General features: G+C 75.2%; 26 protein-coding genes. 13 read left to right on the top strand and 13 right to left on the bottom strand.

Annotation, left to right across the window (positions count from 1 at the left end):
* Positions 1-4: 4 nt before the first annotated feature.
* A complete protein-coding gene (locus ACFPK1_RS13755; protein WP_378021499.1) occupies positions 5-1,333 on the bottom strand; it encodes an ATP-dependent 6-phosphofructokinase in 1,329 nt (442 codons plus the stop codon).
* Positions 1,334-1,389: 56 nt separating this feature from the next.
* Complete coding sequence (locus tag ACFPK1_RS13750; protein ID WP_378021498.1) at positions 1,390-4,083, bottom strand: helix-turn-helix transcriptional regulator; 2,694 nt, start codon at positions 4,081-4,083, stop codon at positions 1,390-1,392.
* A gap of 493 nt (positions 4,084-4,576) precedes the next feature.
* Here ACFPK1_RS13750 and ACFPK1_RS13745 point away from each other — a divergent pair, with 493 nt between their 5' ends.
* On the top strand, positions 4,577-6,490 hold the full coding sequence (locus ACFPK1_RS13745; protein ID WP_378021497.1) for a trypsin-like serine peptidase: 1,914 nt from the start codon (positions 4,577-4,579) through the stop codon (positions 6,488-6,490).
* Between the two features lie 74 nt (positions 6,491-6,564).
* Positions 6,565-7,020, top strand: coding sequence for an SRPBCC family protein (locus ACFPK1_RS13740; protein WP_378021496.1), 456 nt, complete (start codon positions 6,565-6,567; stop codon positions 7,018-7,020).
* Positions 7,021-7,034: 14 nt separating this feature from the next.
* Here ACFPK1_RS13740 and ACFPK1_RS13735 read toward each other — a convergent pair whose 3' ends face one another.
* Together ACFPK1_RS13735 and ACFPK1_RS13730 are read right to left on the bottom strand one after the other, a co-directional pair.
* Positions 7,035-7,352 carry an STAS domain-containing protein gene (locus ACFPK1_RS13735; protein ID WP_378021495.1) on the bottom strand — a complete coding sequence of 106 codons (318 nt, stop codon included), beginning with the start codon at positions 7,350-7,352 and terminating at the stop codon, positions 7,035-7,037.
* Positions 7,349-8,953 (bottom strand): ATP-binding SpoIIE family protein phosphatase, encoded by a 1,605-nt coding sequence (locus tag ACFPK1_RS13730; RefSeq protein WP_378021494.1) that lies wholly within the window; start codon positions 8,951-8,953, stop codon positions 7,349-7,351. Before ACFPK1_RS13730 ends, ACFPK1_RS13735 begins: the two co-directional genes overlap by 4 nt.
* A 113-nt stretch (positions 8,954-9,066) precedes the next feature.
* On the opposite strand from ACFPK1_RS13730, the gene ACFPK1_RS13725 reads away from it, so the two are divergent.
* The gene (locus ACFPK1_RS13725; protein WP_465252223.1) at positions 9,067-9,930 is read left to right on the top strand and encodes an exodeoxyribonuclease III; all 864 of its coding nucleotides are present in this window, start codon (positions 9,067-9,069) and stop codon (positions 9,928-9,930) included.
* A 4-nt stretch (positions 9,931-9,934) separates the two neighbouring features.
* Here ACFPK1_RS13725 and ACFPK1_RS13720 read toward each other — a convergent pair whose 3' ends face one another.
* Both ACFPK1_RS13720 and ACFPK1_RS13715 read right to left on the bottom strand, forming a co-directional pair.
* A complete protein-coding gene (locus ACFPK1_RS13720; RefSeq protein ID WP_378021492.1) occupies positions 9,935-11,278 on the bottom strand; it encodes a cryptochrome/photolyase family protein in 1,344 nt (447 codons plus the stop codon).
* A 15-nt stretch (positions 11,279-11,293) separates the two neighbouring features.
* Positions 11,294-12,169 (bottom strand): NmrA family NAD(P)-binding protein, encoded by an 876-nt coding sequence (locus ACFPK1_RS13715; protein WP_378021491.1) that lies wholly within the window; start codon positions 12,167-12,169, stop codon positions 11,294-11,296.
* 125 nt (positions 12,170-12,294) lie between these two features.
* Between ACFPK1_RS13715 and ACFPK1_RS13710 the strand changes: the two genes are divergently transcribed.
* Together ACFPK1_RS13710 and ACFPK1_RS13705 are read left to right on the top strand one after the other, a co-directional pair.
* Positions 12,295-13,272: an AraC family transcriptional regulator gene (locus tag ACFPK1_RS13710; protein ID WP_378021490.1), complete on the top strand. Its 978-nt coding sequence runs from the start codon at positions 12,295-12,297 to the stop codon at positions 13,270-13,272.
* A 164-nt stretch (positions 13,273-13,436) separates the two neighbouring features.
* Positions 13,437-14,006, top strand: coding sequence for a MarR family transcriptional regulator (locus ACFPK1_RS13705; RefSeq protein WP_378021489.1), 570 nt, complete (start codon positions 13,437-13,439; stop codon positions 14,004-14,006).
* Here ACFPK1_RS13705 and ACFPK1_RS13700 read toward each other — a convergent pair.
* Both ACFPK1_RS13700 and ACFPK1_RS13695 read right to left on the bottom strand, forming a co-directional pair.
* Entirely contained in the window at positions 14,000-14,212 is a 213-nt protein-coding gene (locus ACFPK1_RS13700) for a hypothetical protein (protein ID WP_378021488.1), read from the bottom strand. The two genes, ACFPK1_RS13705 and ACFPK1_RS13700, sit on opposite strands and share 7 nt — an antisense overlap.
* 243 nt (positions 14,213-14,455) lie before the next feature.
* Complete coding sequence (locus tag ACFPK1_RS13695) at positions 14,456-16,975, bottom strand: DEAD/DEAH box helicase (protein WP_378021487.1); 2,520 nt, start codon at positions 16,973-16,975, stop codon at positions 14,456-14,458.
* Positions 16,976-17,086: 111 nt separating this feature from the next.
* Here ACFPK1_RS13695 and ACFPK1_RS13690 point away from each other — a divergent pair, with 111 nt between their 5' ends.
* Positions 17,087-17,734 (top strand): TetR family transcriptional regulator, encoded by a 648-nt coding sequence (locus ACFPK1_RS13690; RefSeq protein ID WP_378021486.1) that lies wholly within the window; start codon positions 17,087-17,089, stop codon positions 17,732-17,734.
* Positions 17,735-17,775: 41 nt separating this feature from the next.
* Positions 17,776-18,165: a hypothetical protein gene (locus ACFPK1_RS13685; protein ID WP_378021485.1), complete on the top strand. Its 390-nt coding sequence runs from the start codon at positions 17,776-17,778 to the stop codon at positions 18,163-18,165.
* Here the strand turns inward: ACFPK1_RS13685 and ACFPK1_RS13680 are convergent.
* Positions 18,144-18,374 (bottom strand): hypothetical protein, encoded by a 231-nt coding sequence (locus ACFPK1_RS13680; protein WP_378021484.1) that lies wholly within the window; start codon positions 18,372-18,374, stop codon positions 18,144-18,146. The genes ACFPK1_RS13685 and ACFPK1_RS13680 overlap by 22 nt on opposite strands.
* 152 nt (positions 18,375-18,526) lie before the next feature.
* Here ACFPK1_RS13680 and ACFPK1_RS13675 point away from each other — a divergent pair, with 152 nt between their 5' ends.
* The 5 genes from ACFPK1_RS13675 (at position 18,527) to ACFPK1_RS13655 (ending at position 22,052) form a co-directional block, all read left to right on the top strand.
* Entirely contained in the window at positions 18,527-19,132 is a 606-nt protein-coding gene (locus tag ACFPK1_RS13675) for a class I SAM-dependent methyltransferase (protein WP_378021483.1), read from the top strand.
* Between the two features lie 61 nt (positions 19,133-19,193).
* Positions 19,194-20,168 (top strand): NADPH:quinone oxidoreductase family protein, encoded by a 975-nt coding sequence (locus ACFPK1_RS13670; protein WP_378021482.1) that lies wholly within the window; start codon positions 19,194-19,196, stop codon positions 20,166-20,168.
* Positions 20,169-20,963, top strand: a complete 795-nt coding sequence (locus ACFPK1_RS13665) for an alpha/beta fold hydrolase (RefSeq protein ID WP_378021481.1) — start codon at positions 20,169-20,171, stop codon at positions 20,961-20,963. It abuts the gene before it with no gap.
* Entirely contained in the window at positions 20,879-21,844 is a 966-nt protein-coding gene (locus tag ACFPK1_RS13660; RefSeq protein ID WP_378021480.1) for an AAA family ATPase, read from the top strand. Before ACFPK1_RS13665 ends, ACFPK1_RS13660 begins: the two co-directional genes overlap by 85 nt.
* A 34-nt stretch (positions 21,845-21,878) precedes the next feature.
* The gene (locus tag ACFPK1_RS13655; RefSeq protein ID WP_378021479.1) at positions 21,879-22,052 is read left to right on the top strand and encodes a hypothetical protein; all 174 of its coding nucleotides are present in this window, start codon (positions 21,879-21,881) and stop codon (positions 22,050-22,052) included.
* Positions 22,053-22,055: 3 nt separating this feature from the next.
* Here the strand turns inward: ACFPK1_RS13655 and ACFPK1_RS13650 are convergent, their stop codons facing one another.
* From ACFPK1_RS13650 to ACFPK1_RS13635, 4 genes are all read right to left on the bottom strand, one after another.
* A complete protein-coding gene (locus ACFPK1_RS13650; protein ID WP_378021478.1) occupies positions 22,056-22,853 on the bottom strand; it encodes an IclR family transcriptional regulator in 798 nt (265 codons plus the stop codon).
* A gap of 72 nt (positions 22,854-22,925) precedes the next feature.
* Positions 22,926-23,084, bottom strand: a complete 159-nt coding sequence (locus tag ACFPK1_RS13645) for a hypothetical protein (RefSeq protein WP_378021477.1) — start codon at positions 23,082-23,084, stop codon at positions 22,926-22,928.
* 34 nt (positions 23,085-23,118) lie between these two features.
* Positions 23,119-23,484 carry a YybH family protein gene (locus ACFPK1_RS13640; protein ID WP_378021476.1) on the bottom strand — a complete coding sequence of 122 codons (366 nt, stop codon included), beginning with the start codon at positions 23,482-23,484 and terminating at the stop codon, positions 23,119-23,121.
* 113 nt (positions 23,485-23,597) lie between these two features.
* Positions 23,598-24,251 (bottom strand): TetR family transcriptional regulator, encoded by a 654-nt coding sequence (locus ACFPK1_RS13635; protein ID WP_378021475.1) that lies wholly within the window; start codon positions 24,249-24,251, stop codon positions 23,598-23,600.
* A gap of 52 nt (positions 24,252-24,303) precedes the next feature.
* Here ACFPK1_RS13635 and ACFPK1_RS13630 point away from each other — a divergent pair, with 52 nt between their 5' ends.
* Positions 24,304-24,732 (top strand): nuclear transport factor 2 family protein, encoded by a 429-nt coding sequence (locus ACFPK1_RS13630; protein ID WP_378021474.1) that lies wholly within the window; start codon positions 24,304-24,306, stop codon positions 24,730-24,732.
* The last annotated feature ends 32 nt before the right edge of the window (positions 24,733-24,764 follow it).

Raw genomic sequence — 24,764 nt, 5'->3', positions numbered from 1 at the left:
ATCCTCAGGTGCCGAACGACGCGGGCTGGCCCGTCGCCTCGAGCACCGACATCCACAGGTCGCCGTCGGGGTCGACCTGGTTGCGGTGCGAGGTGATCAGCCGCATCGGGATGTGCACGAACCGGCGACGCCAGCGCACGACCACGGTGTCGGTGCGCCCGGCCATCCCGGCGTGCACCGCGGCGTGGGCGAGGCGCACGCAGTAGACGCTGTCGTAGGCGTTCGCGGCGACGCTGCGGATGGCGTAGCTGGGGTCGAGGTAGCGCACCGTCGGCGGCAGGTCGACCTCGGTGAGGTGCTCGGTGATCTTCTGCTTGAGGAAGAGCCCGATGTCGCCGAGCTTGGTGTTGCCCGAGGCGTCGGTGGTGCGCCCCTCCTGCTCGAGCAGCTCCTGGCCGGCGCCCTCGGCGACCACGATCACCACCTGCCCGTGGCGCCGGACGTGGTCCTCCACCCGCCGCAGCACCCCGTTCGGGCCGTCCAGGACGAAGGGCACCTCGGGGATGAGGACGAAGTCGGCGTCGTTGTTCGACAGCGCCGCGTAGCAGGCGATGAAGCCCGAGTGCCGCCCCATGAGCTTGACGATGCCCACGCCGTTCTCGGCGGCCTGCGACTCGACGAACACCGACGCGATGAACTCGGTGGCCTGCGCGAACGCCGTCTGGAACCCGAAGCTCTGGTCGGTGTAGGGCAGGTCGTTGTCGATCGTCTTCGGCACCCCGACGACGGCGATGTCGAGCCCGCGGGCGTCGATCTCCCGGGTGAGCTTCATGGCGCCGCGCATGCTGCCGTCGCCGCCGATGACGAACAGGACGTCGATGCCGAGCTCGACGAGGGTGTCGACCATCTCCTCGGGGCACTGGTCGCCGCGCGAGCTGCCCAGGATCGTGCCGCCGTCGTTGTTGATGTCGCGCACGGCGTGCAGGTCCAGCTCCACGACGCGCTCGCGGTGCCGGCGGGTCAGCCCGGCGTAGCCGTTGCGGAAGCCGTAGATGTGGGCGACGGCGTAGTGCTCGGTGAGCTCCTGCACGATGCCGCGGATGACGTCGTTGAGGCCCGGGCACAGGCCCCCACAGGTCACGATGCCCACGCTCGTCGCCGCCGGGTCGAAGTAGACCTTCCGGCGGGGGCCGGCCGCCTCGAGGCTCGGCAGCCGGTCGATGGGCACGCCGCGGGCGAGCAGCACCGAGACGGTGTCGTCGACCAGGACACGGTCGTCCTCGTGGACGTAGTGCGGCGAGGTCCGCTTGGTCGCCAGCATCTCGGCGAAGGGGGAGTCGAAGCGGCACTCGCCGAGGGTGCGAACGCGCAGGTCGTCGAGCTCGAGCGTCACGGGAGGCTCCCGGTCGGGTCGTGGCGGGACCGGCGGCGCTACCGGTTCTGTATCGTTCACGATAGCCGAGCGGCGCCACCTGTCCCGACCGGGAACCGCCGCACCAGCTCACTGCGCGACCGCAGGCCGAGCTTGCGGTAGACGCGGGTGAGGTGGTTCTCGACCGTCTTGCGGGAGACGAACAGCGCCGCGGCGGCCTCGTCGTTGGAGCGGCCCTCCGCGACGACCCGCGCGACCTGGAACTCCTGGGGCGTCAGCGCCGCCCAGGCGGCCGCCGCCGGCGCGCGCCGCGGGGAGGACACGCCCGCGGCCGCGAGCTCGGCCTCGGCGCGGTCCGCCCACGGCCCGGCGCCGAGGGCGACGAACACGGCGTGCGCGTCGCGGGCGGCGGAGCGGGCCGCGGTCGGGCGGCGCAGGCGGCGCAGGCACTCGGCCTCGGCGAGCAGCGTGCGCGCGCGCTCGAAGGGCTGGTCGCACCGCGCGTGGACCTCCCGGGCCCGACTGAAGCACGCGCCGGCCTCGTCGGGGTCGTCGGCGAGGAACCCGCGGCACCGGTGCGCCGTCGCCGCCGGGAAGGTCAGGACCGCCCCGGTCTCCCACCAGGCGAGCACTTCCCGGGCGCGCTCCTCCCGGCCGCTGCGGACGAGTGCCTCGACCAGGTCCGGGACGTAGGGCACGACGTTGCCGGCCTCGAGGCCGTCGGCGCGGGCCCGTCGGTGGGCCTGCTCGAGGTGCTCGACGGCCACGTCGGTCTCGCCGGCGACGAGGGCGGCGAGGCCCTCCACCGCCGGCGCGTAGGTCTGGAGGCAGTCGATGCCGTGCGAGCCGACCGCGGCCAGGACGCGCCGGGTGCTCTCGCGGGCGGCCTCGACGGCGCCGGTCGCCGCGTCCAGCCGGGCCAGGATCAGCGTGGCGAGCGCCGCGGTGCCGGCCTCGCCCAGCTCCTCGGCCCACTGCCGGGCCTCCACCGCGTCGGCGCGCGCCGCGGGCCAGCGCCCCCGCCAGGAGTCGAGCTCGGCGCGGATCGCGTGGGCGTACGCGAGGACCGCCGCGACGCCGTGGCGGCGCCCGGTGGTCAGCAGGGCGCCGACGCGCCGGTCGGCGTCCTCGTAGCGCTCGGTGTGGACGGCGACCTGGGCGAGCTGGGCGGCCGTCTGCAGGTCCCGGGGCGGCCCCTCCTCGAGCCCGTCGAGCAGCGCGAGCGCCGGCGCGGTCTGCCCGGCCAGCACCAGCGCGCACACCCGCGCGGGGCCCGCCGACGCCGGCGCGAGCGCCGTCGCGCGGCGGGCGAGGTCGAGCATCGCGTGGACCCGGCCCGCCATCCCGGCCGGCATCGTCGCCTCGGCGAGCAGCGCGCCCGCGGTCCCGGGGTCCACCGGCGCCACGTCGTCGGCGGCGCGGACGAGGTCGACGTACGCGCGCCGGGGGTCGCCGAGCCAGGCGGTCGCCCGGCTCCGGACCACCTCGACGCGGGCGGCGAACCGCACGTCCCCGGCCAGCGCCGCGGCGGCCTCCGCGTGCCCCGCGGCGAGGTCGAGCGCGCCCGCCAGGAGGAACTCGCGGGCGGCCGCCAGGAAGCGCTCGGCGCGGTGCCGGCGCTCGGTGGTGAGCTGCGCGGCCCGCGCCCACGCCTCGCCGGCGCTGCGGTGCCCGCCGAGCTCGGTCGCCGAGCACGCCGCCGCCGCGAGCTGCGCGGCGACGGCGTCGTCGGTGCCGTCCACCGTCGCGGCGAGGTGCCAGGCGCGCCGCGCGCCCGTGGTCCGCGCGGCGAGCGCGGTGTGGGCCCGCCGCGTCACCGCCGGGTCGGCGCCGAGGACGACCGGGCGCAGCAGGGGATGGCGCAGCGCACGGCGGGCGCCGTCGGCGCGCAGCAGGCCCGCGCGCTCGGCGAGCTGCTGGTCGCGGGCGGACACCCCGAGGTCGGCGAGCACCCGGTCCACGACGTCGGCGTCGGCCGACCCGGCGGCGGCCACGGCGGCCACCGCCACCCGGGCCTCGTCGGGGAGACCCTCCAGCGCGCTCGTCCACAGGGCCTCGAGCGCCGGGCCGGGTCGTGGCGCCCGGCGCGCGCCCGTCGAGTGGCGGGCGTTCTCGACGAGGGCGAGGGGGTGCCCGGCGAGGTCCTCGACGAGCCGGTCGAGGGCCACCGGCGGGAGCCGCTCGGCGAGCGGGCCGAGGAGCAGGCGGCTCTCGTCGGCGCCGAGCCCGTCGAGGTCGACGACGCGGGCGCCGGGCACCGTCCGCCCCCGGTCACGCGTGGCGAGCACCAGCGCGACCCGGGCGCAGCGCAGCCGCCGGGCCACGAACAGCAGGACCTCCTCCGACGGGGTGTCGACCCACTGCAGGTCGTCCACGACCACCAGCAGCGGCTCCGCCTCGCCCGCCGCCTCGAGCAGGCCGAGCGCCGCGGCGCACACCGCCAGCGAGCCGCCCGCGCGCCCGGCCCGCAGCGCGACGCTGACCTCGAGGGCCTCGCGCTGGACCTCCGGCAGCGCGGCGAGCGAGCTCCGCAGCGGCAGCACGACGTCGGCGAGGACCGCGAACGGCAGGTGGGCCTCGGCCTCGCTGCCGGCGACCCGCACGGTGCGACCCCGCGCGCCGATCCGCGCCAGCAGCTCGGTCTTGCCGATCCCCGGCTCCCCGCGCACGAGCCCGACGCGCTGCGGGCACCGGCCCGCCGCGATCGCGGCCAGGGTCTCGATCTCGGTCGCCCGCCCCACGAAGGTCGGTGAGTCCGTCGTCGCGGTCATCGTGCCTCCCCGTGGTGGTGTCACCGGGGCGTGCGTGGTGGCTGGGACACAGGATGCCGCTGGTCCCGCACGCGGTCCTGCCGCCTTTCGGGTCGGACCCGGGGGAATTCCCCGGTGCGCAGGAATGGCGTTCTACGCCGTCCGACGGAACGCACGACCGAGAGCGATCGCGCGATCACGGGCGGAGAGAATCGCGAGGCACTTTCGGTCCCGGCCGCCCGCTCCCCGCCATTCCGGCCCCACCGATGCGGGAGTTCTCCCCACTGCCGACGTCGTGCACGGAGAGGAATCGTCGAGAGCGGACAGGTCGGGGGACGCCGTGTCGGCACGGATGCTGTCCAGGTCGAGCCGGGCGGCGACGTGCTGCTCTTCCCGGGACCCCGCGACGCGGCACCCGCCGCCGTCACCACCGCGGTCGCAGGAGGAAGCGCATGAGTGAGAGCACCGGGCTACGTCGCGTCAGTGTCCGTACCCCTCCTGAGGCAGGAGCGGCATGACCACCCTCCGCGAGCAGCAGGACCGCGCCGCTGCCCGCTACCAGCACCGTGCCCCCGAGCGGGCCGAGACCGAGCGCAAGCAGGAGGCCACGGGCACGCTCGTCGTCGACGATCCCGACCAGATCGAGGCCCGGGCCGAGCGGCTCCTCGGGGACGCCGTCGGGACGCGCGCGGTGCGGCAGGCGGGGCGGCACGAGGGCGTGCTCGAGCGGATCATCGCCGAGAACGACCTGCAGCCGAGCCTCTTCCTCGGCCGCGGCACGGCGATCGCCGAGTCGGTCGGGCGGATCTCGCTGCCGGGCGGGGGAGCGGGGACCGGCTTCCTCGTCGGCCGGCGGCTCCTGCTGACCAACAACCACGTCCTGCCCGACGCCGCGACGGCCGGCGGGTCGTTCGTCGAGTTCGACTTCGAGCTCGGCCCCGACGGGCGGCCCGAGGCCCCGGCCGCGTTCGACCTCGACCCGGACACGCTCTTCCTCACCGACGCCGACATCGACGCGAGCCTCGTGGCCGTGGCGCCGAGGAGCGGTGTCGTGGCCGGGGACAGGTACGGGTGGAACAGGCTGCTCAAGCAGCAAGGCAAGATCGTCATCGGCGAGGCCGCGAACGTCATCGGCCACCCCTCGGGGCGCCGCAAGGAGATCGCGGTCCGCCACAACCGGCTGCTCGACCAGCTCCCGGACTTCCTGCACTACGAGGCCGACACCGAGCCGGGCAACTCCGGGTCGCCCGTGTTCAACGACCAGTGGGAGGTCGTGGCGCTCCACCACTCCGGCGTGCCGCGGACGAACGACGCCGGCCAGTGGCTCGCCGTCGACGGCCGCGTGTGGGACCGCTCGATGGGCGACGCCGCCGTCGACTGGGTGGCGAACGAGGGCGCGCGGATCTCGGTGGTGCTCACGCGCCTGCGGGCGCTGGCCCGCACGCCGGCCCAGACGGCGCTGCTCGACGAGCTCGGCGCCGAGGCGCTGATGGGAGCGGCGCCGACGGAGACGTGGAGGACGGCGCGCGAGACCACGGGCCGCGCCGGTCTCCCCGGGGTCCCGGGGACGCCGCCGCACCTCGTGTTCCTCCACGGCCGCTCCCAGCAGGGCAAGGACCCCGCCGTGTCGCGGGTGGACTGGGCGGGCGGCCTGGCCCGCGGGCTCGGCGGCGTCGGCCACCCGCCCGTCGACCCGGCGCGCGTCTGGTTCCCGTACTACGGCGATCTCCTCGCCGGGCTCGCCGACGCGTCGGCCGTCGAGCGGATGGCCGCCGCGCAGGCGGCGGGCACCGTGGCCGAGCAGGTGGCCCCGGCCGGTACGTCGGCCCGCGCCACCTACGCCGAGCTCATCGAGGACGCGGCCGCCCGCGCCGGGTTCCACCCGACGGCGACCGCGCGGGAGGGCATCGGGGACCTCCTCGCCGGGCTCCAGCCCGCCCTGTCGTGGCTCGCGAACCGCAGCCGCCTGGACGACGTCGTCATCGCCGCGGTGTTCCGGGACGTCGCGCTCTACCTCGACGACGACCAGGTGCGGCGCCAGGTGCTCGACACGGTCCTCGCGACCTTCCCGACGTCCGGACCGGTCACGCTGGTGTCGCACAGCCTCGGCACGATCGTCGCGCTCGACCTGCTCACCCGGGTGCCGCCGGCGGTCGAGGTCCGGCTCCTCGTGACCGCGGGCAGCCCGCTCGGCATGGACACCGTCACCAAGCGGCTGCTCAGCGGCGGGCCGCGGCGCCCGGCGGTCGGGCGCTGGGTCAACGCCTGGTGCCCGGCCGACGCCGTGGCGATCGGGTGCCCGCTCGCCCCGTCCTGGGGCGGCGGGGTGGAGGACGTCCAGACCGACAACGCGACCGACCGCGCCCACGCGATCACCGAGTACCTCGCCGACCTCCGGGTGGCGTCGGCGATCGGGGGCACCGTCTGACGGACGCCGGTGCGCGAGGGGCCGCCGTCCGGGCTACGGTGCGGCGGTCCCGCAGCCCCCCGTCCGGAGGAACCATGGCCCACGACGTCGTCGTCACCCGCACCGTCGACGCCCCCGCCGAGCGGGTGTGGGACCTGGTCGGCGACCCGGCCCGGATCGGGGCCATCTCCCCGGAGTGCCACCGCGTCGACTGGCTCGGCGGCGCCTCCGGGCCGGCGCCGGGTGCGCGGTTCACGGGCCACAACCGCAAGGGCCTGCTGCGCTGGTCGACCACCGGCACCGTCGTCGACTACGACCCGCAGCGCGAGATCAGCTGGGACGTCGAGCTCCTGGGCCAGTCGGTCGCGCGGTGGGGCTTCCGCCTGACCCCTGAGGGCGGCCGGACGCGCATCGAGCAGTACTGGCAGGACAAGCGCAGCCCGCTCGCCAACGTCGTCGGCCGGGCGCGCGCCTGGGACGTGCCCGCCGCCAACCGGCGCGGCATGGAGCAGACGCTCGACGCGATCCGGCGGCGCGCCGAGCAGGGCTGAGCCCGACCGGGGGCTCAGGCCTCCAGCGACGCGAGGCTCTCGAACCCGGAGAGCTGCAGCACCCGGCGCGTGTGCGAGCCCGGCGGCACGTCCACCCGCAGCTCGATCTGCAGCACCTCGAGGCGCGCGGCCAGCGCGAACAGCACCCGCAGGCCGGCGCTGTCGAGGTACTCGAGCTCGGCGAGCTCGAGGGTCACGGCGGAGGTCTCGTTCGGGATCGCCGCGGCGAGCTGGTCCTCGACGTCGCCCGCGTTCTCGAGATCGACCTCGCCGCCGATCCTGATGCGCACGTCGGACCCGTCGGAGCGGACGGCGACGGTGGCGTCGGTCATGGCGCGTCCCCCCTGATGCGGCGCCGGAAGGTCACGGTCGTGCCGCCGGCCCCGGCGATCACGTCCATCTCGTCGCTGCACTGGCGGATGAGGGTGGTGCCGCGCCCGCGGTTCTGCCCGCGGGCCGACCGCCAGCGCCCGTTGTCGCGCACGGTGGCGACCACCGAGCCGCCCTCGCGCTCCATCTGCAGCGTCAGCGTGCCGCCGGCCGGGCCGTAGGCGTGCTCGACGACGTTCGAGGCGGCCTCCCCGACGGAGACGAGGATGTCGGCCATGTCCTCGCCGGTGGCACCGGCCGCGCCGAGCCACCGGCGGACCGCGGCGCGGATGTCGGCGAGCACCCGCGGGACCGCGGGGACGACGATGTGCAGCGGCACGACGGCGGGTGTCACGCCCCGGCGCATCACGAGCATGGCGACGTCGTCGTGCACCGGGTCCGCGCCGATCATGCGGTGCAGCACGGCGGCGCACACGGCGTCGGCGTCGGTGTCGGGGTCGACCACCTCGCACATCGCGTCGAGCCCGACGTCCAGCGGCCGCCCGCGGCGCTCGACGAGGCCGTCGGTGTAGAGGAAGAGCAGCGACTGCGGCGGGAGCTCGATCCGCGTCGTCCGCCGCGGCGGCCCGACCGACACCCCGACCGGGAGGTCCACCGGCACGTTGACGAGCGCCGCCGGGTGGCCCGACCGCGCCATCACCGGGGGCAGGTGGCCCGCCGTCGACAGCGTCAACGACTCCAGCGACGGCTCGACGATGGCGTAGAGCACCGTCGCCATCACGTTGTCCTCGAAGTGCTGGACGTTGGCGTCCAGCCGTTCGATCACCTCGGCCGGGTCGTCCTCCTCGAGGGCGAAGGCGCGCAACGCGCTGCGCAGCCGCCCCATGACGACCGCGGCCTGCAGCCCGCGACCCACCACGTCGCCGATGACGATGCCGAGGCGCCCCGACGGCAGTCCGAAGACGTCGTACCAGTCGCCGCCGAGCCCGCCCGCCTCGCCGGGGACGTAGCGCGCCGCGAAGTCGATGCCGGTGACCTTCGGCAGCGCGCCGGGCATGAGGCTGCGCTGCAGGACCGAGGCCGCGGCGCGGTCGAGACCGGACATGTGGGTGCGCGTGACCAGGGCGATCCGGTCGGCGGCCGTCTGCAGCAGGTCCGCGTCGTCGCGGGTGAACAGGCGCGGGCGCAGGGTGCCGACGTGCAGGACGCCGAGCACGCCGCCCTCCGCGATGAGGGGCACGCCCAGCAGGGAGCGGATGTCCTTCTCGCGAAGGATCGGGTTCATGACGTTCGAGTGGTCGACCTCGTCGATGACGACCGGGCGGCGCTCGGCCGCGATGCGCCCCGCGAAGCCCTTGCCGACCGGGATGCGCACCCCCTGGCGCACCTCCTCCTCGATGCCGCGCGCCGCGGTGGCCTCGAGGTAGTCGCCGGCGGCGTCGAGCAGGAGCACGGCCGCCGTGTCGGCCTGGAGCAGGGCGCGCACGCGGTCGAGGAGCTCGGTCAGCAGGTCGCCGGTGTCGAGGTGCGCCAGCGTCGTGTCGGTGATCTGCTCGATGCGCCGGAGCCGGTCCTCATCGGTGACGGGGCTCGACGCTGCCATGGGCGCGAACGCTAGTACGGCGCCCCGACGACACGAAACGCACGTGGCCTCGAAACGAACACGCATCGGGGTGACGGCGCCGGTGGCCGGGGCCGTCGGTGGGCCCGGCTAGCGTGGCGGGCGTGCGACTGGCGACCTGGAACGTGAACTCGGCGAAGGCCCGCGAGCCGCGGCTGCTCGGCTGGCTCGACGAGCGCGCGCCCGACGTGGTCTGCCTGCAGGAGACCAAGCTGTCCGACGAGGCGTTCGCCGAGTCGTTCGCGGCGCCGCTGGCCGAGCGGGGCTACGCGGTCGCCCACCACGGCGAGGGCCGGTGGAACGGCGTCGCCCTGCTCTCCCGCGTCGGGCTCGACGACGTCGAGGAGGGCCTGCCGGGCGGGCCCGGCTACCCCCACCAGGAGGCCCGCGCCGTCACCGCGACGTGCGGCGGCCTGCGCGTCACCTCGGTGTACGTGCCGAACGGCCGCGACCCCGCCGACCCGCACTACGCCTACAAGCTCGAGTGGCTCGCCGCGCTGCGCGACCGCGTCGAGGCCGTCGGGGCGGACAGCGCCGTCGTCGCCGGCGACTTCAACATCGCCCCCGCCGACCCGGACGTCTACTCCGTCGAGGCGTTCGCCGAGTCCACCCACGTCACGCCGCCCGAGCGCGAGGCACTCGCGGCCCTGCTGAAGGCCGGGCTGCACGACGTCACCCGCGAGCGCTGGCCCGACGAGCGCGTCTTCACCTATTGGGACTACCGCGGCGGCGCCTTCCACCAGGACCGCGGGATGCGCATCGACCTGGTGCTCGCCGGCGCGCCGGTGGCGCAGCGCCGCGCGGCGCTCTGGGTCGACCGCCAGGCCCGCAAGGGCACCGGCCCCTCCGACCACGCGCCGGTGATCCTCGACCTCGACGAGGCCCCCGACGGCGACATCGGGCCCGTGGTGCCGCCGCCCTCGCTCGGCGCCAAGAAGGGCGGCTCGCGCCGCAAGTAGCGCCTCAGGCCCCGCGCGCCGCGCGGAACGCGGCGCCGGCCTGCTCGAGGTCGACGACGGGCTCGGGGTAGTCGAGGTCGTGGGAGCCGCGGTGCTTCCACGGCTCGTGGATGCGCGTGCCCTCCAGCGCGGCGAGCTCGGGCACCCAGCGGCGCACGAACGCGCCGTCGGGGTCGTAGCGCTTCGCCTGGGTGATCGGGTTGAGCACCCGGTTCGGGCGCGTGTCGGTGCCGGTGCCCGCCACCCACTGCCAATTCATCTGGTTGTTGGCGACGTCCCCGTCGACGAGGTGGTCGAGGAAGTGGCGGGCCCCGAGGCGCCAGTCGAGGTAGAGCGACTTGGTCAGGAAGCTCCCGGTGATCAGCCGCAGGCGGTTGTGCATCCAGCCCTCGTGGTGCAGCTGGCGCATGCCGGCGTCGACGATCGGCACCCCGGTGCGCCCGTCCGCCCACGCCGCGAACTCGTCGTCGTCGCGGCGCCAGCGGTCGCCCCGGTCGCGGTAGTCCCGCGTCGCGGCACGGGGGACGGCGGCGAGGGTCTGGTGGTGGAAGTCGCGCCAGGCGAGCTGGCGCACGAACTGCACCGCGGCCTCCGACTCCGTGCCGGCCCGCCGCGCGACCTCGGTCGGTGAGAGGCACCCGAAGTGGAGGTACGGCGACAGGCGCGAGGTGCCGTCGCGCGCCGGGAGGTCCTGGCCCCGGGCGTACTCGTCGATCCGGTCGAGCCAATCGTCGAGCCGTGCGCGGGCGGCGCGCTCGCCGCCGGGCAGGAGGTCCGGGGCGGTCGGCCCGTCGGCGAGGTCCGCCGGCGCCGGGACGTCGCCGGCGCGCACGCCCGCCGGGAGCCGCAGGTCCTCGGGCGGGTCGAGGGGCTCGCGGATCTCCAGGCCGGCCCACTTCCGGTGGTAGGGCGTGAAGACCTTGAAGTGGTCGCCGCTCGCCGGGGTGACCGTACCGGGGGAGACGACGGTGACGACGGCGTCGTGCACGACGAGCTCGCGGTCGCCGAGCGCCTCCTCGAGCGCCCGGCGCCGCCGGCCCGCGTAGGCGCTGACGTCGCCGGCGACGTGGACGGCGGTGGCGTCGACCGCGTCGGCCACCGCCGCGACCTGCGCGGCGACCTCGCCCCACCGCACGACCAGCCCGGCGCCGGCGTCGCGGAGGCCCGCGTCGAGGTCGGCGAGCGACTCGGCGAGGAACCGGGCCCGGTTCGGCACCCGGTAGCCCTCGATCGCGATGTCCACCACGAACAGCGGGACGACCTGCCCGTCGCCCTGCTCGGCGGCGGCGTGGAGGACGGGCTGGTCGTGGACCCGCAGGTCGCGCGTGAACAGGCAGACGGTGGGCACGGGATCGCGTTCCCGTCACGCCCGCGCGGTACTCACGAGCGTCGCCGCCCACTGCTCGAGGGTCGTCGGCGTCGTCGTCGCCGGGGTGCGGCCCGCGAGGCTCTGCACCGCGCCGCGGTTGAACGCCGCGTTCATCGCGAGCTGCTCCTCGACGACGTCGGCGGGCAGCCCCGCCTCCTCGACCAGCACCGCGCGCATGACGTCGTCGGGCGCCCGCTCGTAGCGCAGCGGGGTCCCGAGCACCCCGCCCAGCCGGGCGATCGCCTCGGGCATCGTCACGTCCTCGGCGCCGAGGACCTCGCGGACGCCGACCGCGGCGGTGTCGAGCAGCGCGTCCGCCGCGGCGTCGCCGACGTCGGCGGTGGCGACCATGGGCAGGACGACGTCCGCGTCGACCGTGTCGTGGTGCACCCCGGTGGCCTGCATCGGCGCGAGCGAGGGCAGGAACGACTCGAAGAACAGGCCGGGGCGGACCAGCGTCACCTGCGCGTCGAGGGCGGCGAGGCGCTGCTCCTGCTCGTGGAGGGGCTCGAGGAAGCCGGTGCCGCGCTCGACGTCGGCGCCCAGCGAGCTCAGCGCCACGACGCGCGGGACCCCGGCCGTGGCGAGCGCCGACGCGATCGCGGTGCCGACCTGCTCCTGCTGGCGGCGGTAGCCGGGTGCCGCGAGGTCGAGGGGCATGAGGACGTAGGCGGCCTCGGCGCCGCGCAGCGCGTCGGTGAGGAACGCGGGGTTGGTGATGTCGCCGACGGTCGGCTCGGCGCCGCGGGAGACGGCGCCGGCGAGCCGGGCGGTGTCGCGCCCGACGGCGCGCACCGGCACGCCGGCCTCGCGCAGGCGGCGGACGACCCGGCCGCCGGTGTTCCCGCCGGCTCCCAGAACAGTGATCATGATGGCGTCTCCTCGCTGGTGTCTCGATCGGCTGCGTCCGAGCCTGCTGCGGGGGAGTCGGACGAACCATCACCAGGGCGCCGGGTCTCTTGCTCGATCGTCCACGGTGCTGGAGCCTGGGTGGCGTGACCGTCGTCCAGCCGCCGTGGACCCCGTCCGATGCCGTCGGCGCGGCCCTGCACGTCCTGCGGATGAGCGGGACCTTCTACTGCTCGTCGGAGCTGCGGGCGCCGTGGGGGCTGCGGCTGCCCGAGACGCGGGGCTGCCTGTGGTTCCACGTCGTGACCTCGGGGTCGGCGACGATCCGGGTCGGCGACGACGAGGTGACCCTCTCGCCGTCGGACGTCGTGCTCCTGCCGCGCGGCGAGGGCCACGAGATGCGCTCGGGCGACCACGCGCCCGGCGCGCACGTGCCGAACGTCCTGACGCTCCCGCACACCTGGTACGGCGACCGCTACGCCTCGATCAGCTACGGCGGCGACGGCCCGGCCACGACCATGATCTGCGGCGCGGTCCGCCTCGAGCACCCGATGGCCGAGCGGCTCGTGGAGCTGATGCCCGACGTCGTCCACGTGCCCGTCTCGCCGCTCACCGCGCGCCTGCACGACACCCTGCGCCTCATCGCGCTCGAGGTGGAGGAGACCCGCCCCGGCGGCGAGGCCGTGATCACCCGGCTCGCCGACGTGCTGGTCGTGCAGATGCTGCGGGCGTGGCTGTCCCACGACCCCGCGGCCCGCTCCGGCTGGCTGGGCGCGCTCGCCGACCCCGACATCGGCCGCGCGCTCGCCCTCGTCCACGCCGACCCCGCCGCCGACTGGACGGTCGCCGGCCTCGCCCGCGAGCTCGCCCTGTCACGCTCGACCTTCGCGGCGCGCTTCACCGCCCTCGTCGGCGAGCCCGTGATGGCGTACGTGACCCGCTGGCGCATGCTCGTCGCCCACGACCGCCTCCGCGCGGGTGACACGACGGTCGCCGCCGTCGCGGCGGCGATGGGCTACCGCTCCGAGGCGGCCTTCAGCCGCGCCTTCCGCCGCGTCGTCGGGACCCCGCCCGGCTCGGTCCGTGCGCGCCCGGCGGCCGAGGAGATGCTGCTCGGGGCGTGAGCACCCGTGTCCTGGGGACACGGGTCGACGGTGCCGGTCCCGGCGCTGCCCGTGGCGGGGCCGGGCGGCGACCGATCCTCGAGTCGAAACCCGCGTCCTGAGGACACGGGTCGAGCTTGTCCGTTCCGCCCCCGCCGCGGTGCGCGGTCCGCGACGCTGGAGCCGTGGATCGCGAGGCCCGGGAGCGGCAGGAGGCGGACTCCACCGACGAGCTGCTCACCGTGCTGCTCGACGACCTCGGTCCGGCGGTGCAGTGGTACCGCGACGAGGTCGCCCGCCGGCTCGGGCTCTCGTCGGCGGAGCTGCTGTGCCTCGACGTCTGCCGCCGGCACGGACCGATCTCCAAGGGCCGGCTGGGGGAGCGGCTCGGCCTCACCCGGAGTGCGGTGGCGAAGATGCTGCGGCGTCTCGAGGGCGACGGCCACCTGGTGCGGGACCTTCCCCGGGGTCGGGAGCAGGAGATCCACGTCCGCCTGCGACCACACCCGCACCGCGACGCCGTGCTCGCCGACCTCCGCGCCGACATGCGGCGCGCGGTGAAGCAGGTCGTCGCCGACTTCGCGCTCCGCGAGCAGCGGCACTCGCTCGCGGCCGGCGTGGTCGTCCGGCTCGGCGACACCTTCTTCGAGCACGCCCGCGCCCTGGCCGAGGCGACCGCGTGGCGCCGCATCCTCGCCGAGCGTCGGGCGCGCCGGGAAGCCGATCCGGCGCGGCCGTGGTGGGAGCGCTACTGAGCCCGCCGCCGCCCGCGGTAGGGCAGGGCGAACAGGTACAGGCCCGTGGTGAGGAGCAGGGCGAGGGGCAGCAGCGGTGTGTAGACGATCCACACCGAGGCGGCGCTGCCGACGGCCAGGGCGATCGTGGTCGCCACGACCGTCACCACGAACAGCATGCTGATCCAGCGATGGGTCTGCCGCACCGCCCGGCTCGTCCTGACCATGGTCCACTCCTCCGTCGCGGCGATCTGGGTGCCTCACGGTAGGGAGGCGGCCGCCGGAGGGGCTTCTCGATTCCTGATCAGAACCCGGGCAGCCCGGCCGCGTCCAGGCGCGTGTCGAGCTGCGGGGCGGGTCATCACGAACGACATCCGCCGGCGCACGGCCACTCCTCGACGTCCGGTTCGTCCCCTGTGGGCGGAGCGAACCTGACGATCACGGTGCCGGGACCGGATGCGGGGAACTGCTCAGGTGGCGGACATCGGGCCCGCGGCCGTCACGTGCACCACGGCCGCGCCCAGCTCGTCGGAGGCGTCGAGGTCGACGTCGGCGGTGATGGCCCAGTCGTGGTCGCCCTCGGGGTCGTCGAGCACCTGCCGGACGTGCCAGGTCCGGCCGTCCACGGTGACGCGGTAGAACGCCGGGCCGCGCGCGTCGGGGCCTGCCCCGAGCTCGTCGTACTCGGCGAAGTAGCCCTCGATCGCCTCGGTCCAGAACGCGGCGTCGGGGCCGTGCTCGGAGAGGTCCGCGAGCTCGGCGGGGGAGCGGCGGGCGAACAGCTCCACCCGGCGGAACATCTCGTTGCGGACCAGCACCCGGAACGCGCGCTCGTTGCGGGTGACCGGCGGCGGTCCCTGGTCGACGGGCCGCGCGTCGTCCCCGGCCGCGTCGAGTTCGGTGGGGTTCGCCAGGTTCTCCCACTCGTCGAGCAGCGACGAGTCGGTCTGGCGGACGAGCTCGCCGAGCCAGGCGACGAGGTCATCGAGGTCCTCGGTGCGCGCCGCCTCGGGGATCGTCTGGCGCAGGGCGCGGAACGCGTCGGTGAGGTAGCGCAGGACGAGGCCCTCGGAACGCGCGATCTTGTAGTACGAGACGTACTCGGTGAACGTCATCGCGCGCTCGTAGAGGTCGCGGACCACCGACTTCGGCGAGAGCTCGTGGTCGGCGACCCACGGGTGCCCGGAGCGGTAGGACTCGTAGGCGGCCCCGAGCAGCTCCGCGAGCGGCTGGGGCCAGGTGACGTCCTCGAGCAGCTCCATGCGCTCCTCGTACTCGATCCCCTCGGCCTTCATCGCCTGCACGGCCTCGCCGCGCGCCTGGTTCTCCTGGGCGCGCAGGATCTGCTTCGGGTCGTCCAGGGTCGACTCGACCACCGAGACCATGTCGAGGGCGTAGGTCGGCGACTCCTTGTCGAGCAGGTCGAAGGCCGCGAGCGCGAACGGCGAGAGCGGCTGGTTGAGCGCGAAGTCGACCTGGAGGTCGTCGACCAGCCGCACGTCCGGGCCGTCCGGCGTCTCGATCCGTTCCAGGACCTGGGCGTCGATGAGGCCCCGGTAGAGCGCGATCGCGCGCAGGATCAGCCGGCGCTGGACGGGTCGCTCGGCGTGGTTGTCCTCGAGCAGGTGGCGCATGGCCGCGAAGAACGGCTGCCCGCGCTGCGCGACCTGCAGCAGCATGGCCGTCGACACCCGGAACTGGCTGGTCAGTGCCTCGGGCTGGGCCTCGACGAGCTTCTCGAGGGTCTTGCCCGACCACGACACGAAGCCCTCGGGCGGCTTGACCCGCACCACGCGCCGCTGCTTCTTGACGTCGTCGCCGGCCTTCGCGAGGCGCTTGGCGTTCTCGACCTCGTGCTCGGGGGCCTGCGCGACGACGTAGCCCGCGACGTCGTGCCCGGCGCGACCGGCGCGGCCCGCGACCTGGTGGAACTCGCGGGCGCGCAGGTGGCGCACGCGCTGGCCGTCGAACTTCGTCAGGGCGGTGAACAGCACCGTGCGGATGGGCACGTTGATGCCGACGCCCAGGGTGTCGGTGCCGCAGATGAGCTTGAGCAGCCCGGCCTGCGCGAGCGTCTCCACGAGGCGCCGGTACTTGGGCAGCATCCCGGCGTGGTGCACGCCGATGCCGTGGCGCACCAGCCGCGAGAGCGTCTTCCCGAAGCCCGCGGTGAAGCGGAACGAGCCGATGAGCTCGGCGATCTGCTCCTTCTCGGCCTTCGACGAGACGTTGAGGCTCATGAGGGCCTGGGCCTGCTCGATCGCCGCGGCCTGCGTCGTGTGGACGATGTAGACCGGCGCCTGCTGCCCCGAGAGCAGCTCGGTGATCGTCTCGTGCAGGGGCGTCGTGGCGTAGCGGAACGAGAGCGGCACCGGGCGCTCGGTGTGCGCGACGACGGCGGTCTCGCGGCCGGTGCGGCGGGTGAGGTCGCCCGCGAAGAAGGTGACGTCGCCGAGGGTCGCCGACATCAGCAGGAACTGGGCCTGCGGCAGCTCGAGCAGCGGGACCTGCCAGGCCCAGCCGCGCTCGGCGTCGGCGTAGTAGTGGAACTCGTCCATGACCACCTGGCCGACCTCGGCCTCGCGCCCCTCGCGCAGCGCCCAGTTGGCCAGCACCTCGGCGGTGCAGCAGATCACCGGCGCCTCGGGGTTCACCGCGGCGTCGCCGGTGAGCATCCCGACGTTGGCGTAGCCGAGCTGGGCGCCGAGGGCGAAGAACTTCTCCGAGACCAGCGCCTTGATCGGCGCGGTGTAGACCGAGCGCTCGCCCCGCGACATCGCGGTGACGTGCGCACCGAGCGCGACCAGCGACTTCCCGGAGCCGGTCGGCGTCGAGAGGATCACGTTGGAGCCCGACACGAGCTCGATGAGCGCCTCGGACTGCGCGGGGTAGAGGTCGAGGCCCCGTTCGGCCGCCCAGCCGGCGAACCCCTCGTAGATCTCGTCCGGGTCCGCGCCGGATGCGGGCAGGAGCGCGGTCGAGGTGGTCACACCGCCATTGTCCGGGATCGCACCCCGTCCCCGAGGAGCCCCGCGGGTTACGATGCGTCACTACACGCGCCTGCCGTCGTTGGGCCAGGTCGGCTGCAGGAAGGATGACGTGTGACCCAGGGTGACGAAGCGACGAGGACGGCGCGCCCGCCGCTCGGCCGCCGCGCGGCGACGAAGGCCAGGACCCGCGAGGCCCTGCTCGACGCCGCGCGCCGCGTCTTCGCCGAGCGCGGCTACGGGCCGGCCTCGGTCGAGGAGATCGCCCGCACGGCCGGGGTGTCCGTCGGCTCGGTGTACGTGCACTTCGCGAGCAAGGAAGCCCTGTTCACCGCGCTGGTCGAGGCCCAGACCTCCGCGGACGTCTCGGCCATGACCGCGGTCGTGCACGACGACCCCGACGAGACCTTCGCCGCCCTCGACCGGCTGGTCGGCGACATCGCCGACTCCCGCGAGGAGGCCTTGCTCGACGCCGAGATCTGGCTCTACGCCGTGCGCCACCCCGAGTTCGCCGACCGTCTCGCCGAGCACGAGGTCCGGATGGCCCGCTTCGCGAACGAGCGGCTCTCGCACGACTGGGACGCCATGGACCCCGCCGTGCGCTCCGCGGTCCGTGACGACGAGTTCGTCATCGCCGCCGCGGCGTTCTTCCACGGGCTCATCCGCCTGCGGCGTGTGCTCGGCGAGGAGGCCGTGCCGACCGACCTCTACAGCCGGGTGCTCAAGCTCCTCCTGCGCCTGCCGGACCGCTCGACGGAGTAGTGCCGGGTGCCGTGCGGCGGGATCCGGGGTACGTCCGAGCTGTGTCCACCCAGCGCTCCCGCAACCTGACCTGGATCCCCCGCGTGCTCGGCGTCGCCACCGCCGGCTACAGCGTGGCGATCATCGCCGACCCGTCGCTCTTCGCCCGCCCCACCGGTCTGCAGGCCGACGGCGCGCCGCTGCCGACCGCGACGGCGATCGGCGTGCGCGCGCTGGGCGGCCGCGACCTGGCGTCGGGGCTCGCGATGGCCCTCGCGCCGGCGGGCAAGGCGCTGAAGACGGCCATCGCCGTGCGCGTCGGCGCCGACGTCGCCGACCTCGCGGTGCTCGGCACCTCGCTGCCGGGGCAGCAGTACCGCGCGAAGGCCGCCGGTGTCGCGGCCGTGTGGGGCACCCTGTGCGGGCTGAGCTACCTCGCCGCCGGCGACTGATCGGCCGGCACCTCGGCGGCGCGCAGGTGGTAGACACCGGCCGCCGGGGTGAGCGGGTGCAGGTCGTACACGTGCACGACCTTCGGGCCGTCGTGGAGGTGGGTGTGGGTGACCACCGGAAGGGGCGCGCCGTGCCGCGCCTCGCGCACCTCCACACGCCCGTCGAGCGGCCCGCCCACGTAGAGCAGGACGGCGTCCTCGTCGGTCATGGCGGCCTCCTCGGATCGCTCGCGGGTGGACGGACGGTACGTCGGGACCAGCGTAGGGATCGACACGCTCCGGCGCTGCGTCTCTTCGGAGGCAAGCGATGACTGGCGGTGACAGCGGCGGTGACAGTGGCCGTGACAGCGGCGGTGACGGCGTGCGCGACTGGACCGCGCCGGGCACCGCGCCCCTGGTCCCCGAGATCACCCTGCTGCTCGCCGACGACATCCACCGCACCTGGTCGGCGCTCGACGAGGAGGCCCCGCCGTTCTGGGCGTTCGCGTGGGTCGGCGGGCAGGCCCTCGCCCGCTACGTCCTCGACCACCCGGACCTGGTGCGCGGCCGGCGCGTGCTCGACCTCGCGTCCGGCTCCGGCCTGGTGGCCATCGCCGCCGCCCGTGCCGGCGCGGACGTCGTCATCGCGTCCGACACCGACGCCCGCTCGCGCGCCGCGATCGGGCTCAACGCCGCGGCGAACGGCGTCGAGGTCGAGGTGCTCGGCGACGTGCTCGATGGGCAGGAGGAGCTCGACGTCGACCTCGTGCTGGCCGGCGACGTGTTCTACGAGCAGCCGATGGCCCGCCACGTCGAGCGCTTCTGCGACGAGGCGAGTGCCGCGGGCGTCGACGTCGTCGTCGGCGACCCCGGGCGCGAGTACCTGCCGCGGCGCCGCGTGACGGCCCTGGGCCGCTACGAGGTCACGGGGACCCTCGACCTCGAGGGCGGCGCCACGACCACGACCACGGTCTACCGGTTCACCTGACGCGGCTCCGACTGATAGAACCGTCACCTCTGACGGTTACCAGGCGAGGTCGGGAGGCGCGGTGCGCGCGGTGCAGGTCGTCCGGCTGGACGGGCCGGAGGCGGTCGAGGTCAACGAGGTCGAGGAGCCCAAGGCCGGGGCCGACCAGGTCCTGATCGACGTCGAGGCGGCCGGCGTCGTCTTCCCCGACCTGCTGCTGACCCGCGGCGCGTACCAGATGAAGCCCGAGCTGCCGTTCTCGCTGGGCAGCGAGGTGGCCGGCACCGTGCGCGAGGCCCCGGACGGCTCGGGCTTCTCGGCGGGCGACAGGGTGGCCGCGCTGCCCGTGCTCGGCGGCTTCGCCACGACGGTCGCCGCGTCGACCGAGACCGTGTTCCCGCTGCCCGACGGGGTGTCGTCGGACGTCGGGGCCTGCCTGCCGATGAACTACCTGACCGCGCACTTCGTGCTCGAGACCCGCGCGCAGCTCGCGGCGGGGGAGACGGTGCTGGTGCACGGCGCGGCCGGCGGCGTCGGCGTCGCCTGCATCCAGTTCGCCAAGGCCCGGGGGGCGACGGTGATCGCCGTCGTGTCGTCGGAGGCCAAGGGCGAGGTGGCGAGCACTGCCGGCGCCGACCACTGGGTGTCCGTCGAGGGGTTCAAGGACGCCGCGAAGGAGCTCACCGGGGGGCGGGGCGTCGACGTGGTCGTCGACCCGGTCGGCGGTGACCGCTTCACCGACTCGCTGCGCAGCCTCGGCGACGACGGCCGGCTCGCGGTCGTCGGCTTCACCGCCGGCGAGATCCCCACGGTCAAGGTCAACCGGCTGCTGCTCAACAACACCTCGGTCGTCGGCGCCGGCTGGGGCGCCTACGCCTCGAAGCGCCCGGGCTTCATGCGCCGCCAGTGGGACGCGATCCGCGACGACGTCGCGAGCGGCCGGCTCGCCCCGCCGATCAGCGCGACCTACCCGCTCTCGCAGGCCGCGGCGGCGATCGCCGAGCTGGCCGAGCGTCGCGTCACCGGCAAGGTCGTCATCCACCCCGGGGAGCACTGAGTGGATCTCGCGCACACCCGGACCGGCGCGGGTGAGCCCGTGCTGCTCCTGCACGGGATCACCCACCGCCGGCAGGGCTGGGACCTCGTCGCGCCGCTGCTCGCCCGGGAGCGCGAGGTGTGGGCGGTCGACCTGCCCGACCACGGCGAGTCGCCCGACCTCCCGCCCGAGTACACCGGCGACATCGGCCCCCTCGCCGACGCGATCGAGGCGTTCTGCCGCACCCAGGGCCTCGACCGCCCGCACGTCGTCGGCAACTCCCTCGGCGGGCTCGTCGCCCTCGAGCTGGCCGCGCGGGGGACGGTGCGCTCGGCGACGGCGCTCTCGCCGGCCGGGTTCTGGTCGCGCGCCGGGCGCCTGTGGGCCCGCGGGGTGCTCGGCGGGGCGCACGCGCTGCTCGCGCCGATCCCGTCGGCGCGGCTGCGCCGGATGCTCGCCACCCCGGTCCTGCGCACCGCGCTGCTGGGGCTGCTGCTCGCGCACCCGTCGCGGATGGACCCCGACCAGATCACCGCGGACCTGTACGGGCTGAGCCACCCGCGCTCGTCGTTCCGCACGATGCTCGCCCACCTCGACACCTGGACGATCCCGCAGCGCGCCGCGGTGCCCACGACCGTCGGCTGGGGTGCCCGCGACCTCCTGCTGCCCCGCGGGCAGTCCAAGCGCCTGCGCCGCGCCCTGCCCGACGCCGCGGTCTACGTGCTGCCGGGGTGCGGCCACGTGCCGATGGGCGACGACCCCGCGCTCGTGGCCGACCTCGTGCTCGCCGCGACCCGCCCCCGGCCCACCGCCTGAGCTCGCCCACGCTGTACCTGACCCGGGGCCTGCCGGCCTCGGGGAAGTCGACGTGGGCGCGGGCCCTCGTCGCGTCCCGGCGACCGGGCTCGATCCTGCGGGTCAACCGCGACGACCTGCGCCGCAGCATGGTCGACCCCGCCTACACGACGCCGGTCGACGCGGTGGAGCGGCGGATCTCCGACGCGGAGTGGCGGCTGGTGCGGGGCGCGCTGCGTGACGGTGTCGACGTCGTCGTCGACGCCATGAACCTGCGCGCGGGGCCGGCGCGGCGCTGGCTCGCCCTGGCCGAGGCGTGCGGCGCCGGCACGCACGTCGAGGACGTCGTCACCGACCTCGAGGAGTGCCTCCGCCGCGACGCCGCCCGCCCGGCGCTCGAGCGCGTGGGGGCCGAGGCGCTGCGGGACCTCGCCGCCCGCTTCCTCGACCCGGACACCGGGCGCCCGGCGCCGCTCGCCCCGCCGCCGCGGCTGTCCTCGGCGGGCGGCGCGCCGTTCCCGTCGCCGCCCGGGGCGCCGGCGGCGGTGCTCGTCGTGGTCGAGGGGCTGGGGATCGACGCCCCGGTGCCCGCCGCCGTCGCGGTGCTGACCGCGCTCGCCGACGCGGGCCACCGGGTGATCGCCTGCTCGGCGCGCCCCGAGGACGACCGGGCCACCGTCGCGTCGTGGCTCGCGCGCCACGTCCCGGTCGTGCTCGAGGCGCTGCTGCTCCGCCCGCCCGGCGACCGGCGCGCCGACGACCGCGCCGTGCTGGCCCTCGTCGACGAGCACGTCCGTGACCGCTACGCGCTCACCGCGGTGGTCGAGGGGCGACCGCGGCGCGCGCAGGCCTGGCGCGACCTCGGGCTCGCGGTCGTCGAGGTCTCCGACGGCGAGGTGTGAGCGGGCGGACCCATGGCCGTGCCAGCATGGGACCGTGGCCCACGAGAACGAGTGGTACTACTGCCTCAAGCACCATCGGGTGGAGCCGTGGGACGGCTGCCGCTCCGCCGACCGTCTCGGTCCCTACCCGGACAAGGAGACCGCCGAGCACGCGCTGGAGATCGCCCGGCAGCGCACGGAGGCGGCGGACAAGTACGACGAGAGCTGATCCTCAGCGGAACCAGCGGCGGTGCGCCCGGCGCGCGACGTCGGTGACGTCCGCGACCAGGTCGTCGAGCTCGGCGCGGAAGCGCGCGGCCGGCAGGGAGATCGCGATCGCGGCGCTCACCCGGCCGCCCGGGTCGGCGATCGGGGCGCAGACGCAGCCGAAGCCGGTCGCGTACTCCTCGCGGTCGAGCGCGTAGCCGTCGCGGCGCACCCGGGCGAGCTCGGCGTCGTAGGCCGCGAGGGTCGTGATCGTCTCGGGCGTGTACGCCGTCCAGCCGGGAGCCAGCCGCGCGCGGCGGTCGGGCGCGAAGGCGACGAGCACCTTGCTGACCGCGAGGGCGTGCGCCATCGACGGCGGGATCCGCGCGGGCAGCTCGGGGACGAGGCCCAGGCCCTGGTGCCCGCGCAGGTCGACGACGTCGAGGTGGTCGTCGTCGGCCCACTCGACGAGGTAGGTCCACGCGCGGGTGCGCCGGTAGAGCTCGCTCACCGCCTCCGAGAGGACCTCCGGCAGCTCCCACCGCAGCGCCGGCCGCTCGGGCCCGCCGAACGCGGGACCGGGGCGCAGCCGGTAGGCACCGGCGTCGGTGCGCTCGGCGTGCCCGGAGCGCAGGAGCCCCGTGACGACGGGCAGGACCCCCGTGCTCGTGCGACCGAGGTGCCCGCCGAGGGTGGCGAGGTCGACGCCCTCGGGGTGCGCCGCGAGCACGCGCAGGGCACGCAGCGTGCCGGGAGCGGCCGTCCGCGGCGGTCGAGGCGGGCGACTGTCACCCGACCGGGGCAGCGGGAGCTCGATCGTCACGAGACGTGATCGTAGGCAGTGCGGCCCGGCGGCGGAACGGCACCGGCATGAGGAAACGGTGAGGGTGCCGGGTCAGATCGCCTCGAGGTGCTTGCCGCACGACGGGCAGCGCGTGGGCGGGTCCTCGTCGGCGAGGCGCCCGCACTCGTCGCAGACCCGGTGCATCCAGCACGCCGGGTCGCCCCCGGCGTCGTCGGGGAGCTCGGCGGGGGACCGCTCGGAGGAGGCCATGGGGCCATCGTGCCCCGAGCGGTCCCGTCGTGGGTCAGCGCTGGGCGAAGGGGTCGTCGAAGCCGAGCCGCCAGGTGCCGTCGGTCTGCTTGCGCAGCAGGATGACCGCCTGTCCGTCCATCCGCGCCGGCCCGTCCTCGCCGACACCGGTGAGCGTCCAGTCGGAGTAGACGACCGCGTCGTTCTCGCGCTCGTAGACCACGTGGGTGCGGAGGTCGATCGACGGTTCCCGCATCGGGAAGGCCGTGATCCAGTCGCGGATGGCGTCCGGGCCGACGAGGGGCTTGCCGCCGGGCTCGGGCACGAAGAGCGCATCGTCCTCGTACAGGCCCAGCAGCCCGTCGATGTCGCCGGTGTTGAACAGCCCCATCCAGACCTCGTCGGCCTGCGCCGGGCTCATGATCGCCATGGTGTGACCCCCTGGTTCCTCCTGCTGTCGTGGCGGGCATGACCCAGCGTCGCAGTGGTTGCCGCAGAAGGCGCCACGGGTCGCCGAGATGGCGCAGCCGTTGCTCACGTGCTGCGTCCGGATGCCTCCACGAGCGTGGCGATCCAGAGGTGGCTCAACCAGGCGGCGTAGTCCTCGTCCGTCCAGCCGCGCCCCTCGACGAGGGTGCGCCAGAGCGTCCCGTCGGTCGTGGCGAACAGGACGTCGCGGCAGGTCTCCTCGGCGGCCGTGAGGTGCCCGGTCGCCGCGGCCGCACGCGCGTGGACCCCCAGCGCCTCGAGACGGGCCCGGTCGATCTCGGCGAGGAACTCCGCCGCCGCGGGATCGCCCCCGGCCGCGTGCTCGACAGCCCGGCGCAGTCCGGCCGTCCGACCCATGATCGCGGTGTTGACGCCGGCGAAGCGCACGAGCCGGGCCCGGAGATCGGGTTCGTCGAACACCGCGCGCAGCTCCGGCCGCTCGAGCAGGTGCACGTCGAGGTCGTCGCCGCCGACGGCGAGGTCCCAGGCGCGCCGCAGCAGGGTGAGCTTGGTGCGGAACGCCGAGTAGACGGTCTCGGGGGCCACCCCGGCCGCGGCGGCGACCTCGGCGACGGTCGTCGCGCCGTACCCCTGCGACACGAACAGCTCGTGCGCGGCCCGGAGGATCCGGAGCCGGTTCTCCCGGGCCTGCTCCGTCCGGCGGCTGGAGTCGTAGCGCCTCTTGACGCCGTCCGACATCGGGCACACCCTCCTTGTATTGAATGCAGTCCCACTGTATCGGAGGTGCGGCATGACCGCGCGGACCACGGAGGTCGAGGCGTTCCTGGACGAGATGCTGCCCCGCCAGGTGGCGGCCGAGCGCGCGCTCTGCGGAGGTGACGCGGGCCCGCGCGGCACGACGTGGTCGTCGCGCGACCCGGTGACGCTCTTCGGCGGTGCGGTGGTGCTGCGCCGCGGCCGGGACGAGGTGAGCGCGGTCTTCCGCTGGCTCGCCGGCCGTTTCACCGAGCTGCGCGCCTACGACTTCGAGCTCGTGGCGGCGGGGGCGAGCGGGGACCTCGCCTACACCGTGGGGTTCGAGCACAAGACCGTCGTCGCCGACGGGGCGGAGTCGACCTACACGCTGCGGGTCACGCACGTGTACCGGCGCGAGGACGGGCAGTGGCGCATCGTGCACCGCCACGGGGATGCGCCCCCGGTGGATCGGGCCCCGCGCTGAGGTGACCCCGGAGACGACGAAAGCCCTGGTCT

It is taken from the genome of Actinomycetospora rhizophila (assembly GCF_042657905.1).
In the GTDB taxonomy this organism is placed as follows: Bacteria; Actinomycetota; Actinomycetes; order Mycobacteriales; family Pseudonocardiaceae; genus Actinomycetospora; species Actinomycetospora rhizophila.
Note: the sequence above shows the minus strand (reverse complement) of the source record. Positions and strands in the feature narration are given on the sequence as shown.

Coding starts and splice junctions, on each gene's coding strand:
- ACFPK1_RS13735 (WP_378021495.1), bottom strand. CDS start 7,352: ATGACCGACGCCACCGTCGCCGTCCGCTCCGACGGGTCCGACGTGCGC.
- ACFPK1_RS13630 (WP_378021474.1), top strand. CDS start 24,304: ATGACCGCGCGGACCACGGAGGTCGAGGCGTTCCTGGACGAGATGCTG.
- ACFPK1_RS13715 (WP_378021491.1), bottom strand. CDS start 12,169: ATGATCACTGTTCTGGGAGCCGGCGGGAACACCGGCGGCCGGGTCGTC.
- ACFPK1_RS13745 (WP_378021497.1), top strand. CDS start 4,577: ATGACCACCCTCCGCGAGCAGCAGGACCGCGCCGCTGCCCGCTACCAG.
- ACFPK1_RS13730 (WP_378021494.1), bottom strand. CDS start 8,953: ATGGCAGCGTCGAGCCCCGTCACCGATGAGGACCGGCTCCGGCGCATC.
- ACFPK1_RS13740 (WP_378021496.1), top strand. CDS start 6,565: ATGGCCCACGACGTCGTCGTCACCCGCACCGTCGACGCCCCCGCCGAG.
- ACFPK1_RS13680 (WP_378021484.1), bottom strand. CDS start 18,374: ATGACCGACGAGGACGCCGTCCTGCTCTACGTGGGCGGGCCGCTCGAC.
- ACFPK1_RS13750 (WP_378021498.1), bottom strand. CDS start 4,083: ATGACCGCGACGACGGACTCACCGACCTTCGTGGGGCGGGCGACCGAG.
- ACFPK1_RS13700 (WP_378021488.1), bottom strand. CDS start 14,212: ATGGTCAGGACGAGCCGGGCGGTGCGGCAGACCCATCGCTGGATCAGC.
- ACFPK1_RS13645 (WP_378021477.1), bottom strand. CDS start 23,084: ATGGCCTCCTCCGAGCGGTCCCCCGCCGAGCTCCCCGACGACGCCGGG.
- ACFPK1_RS13635 (WP_378021475.1), bottom strand. CDS start 24,251: ATGTCGGACGGCGTCAAGAGGCGCTACGACTCCAGCCGCCGGACGGAG.
- ACFPK1_RS13640 (WP_378021476.1), bottom strand. CDS start 23,484: ATGAGCCCGGCGCAGGCCGACGAGGTCTGGATGGGGCTGTTCAACACC.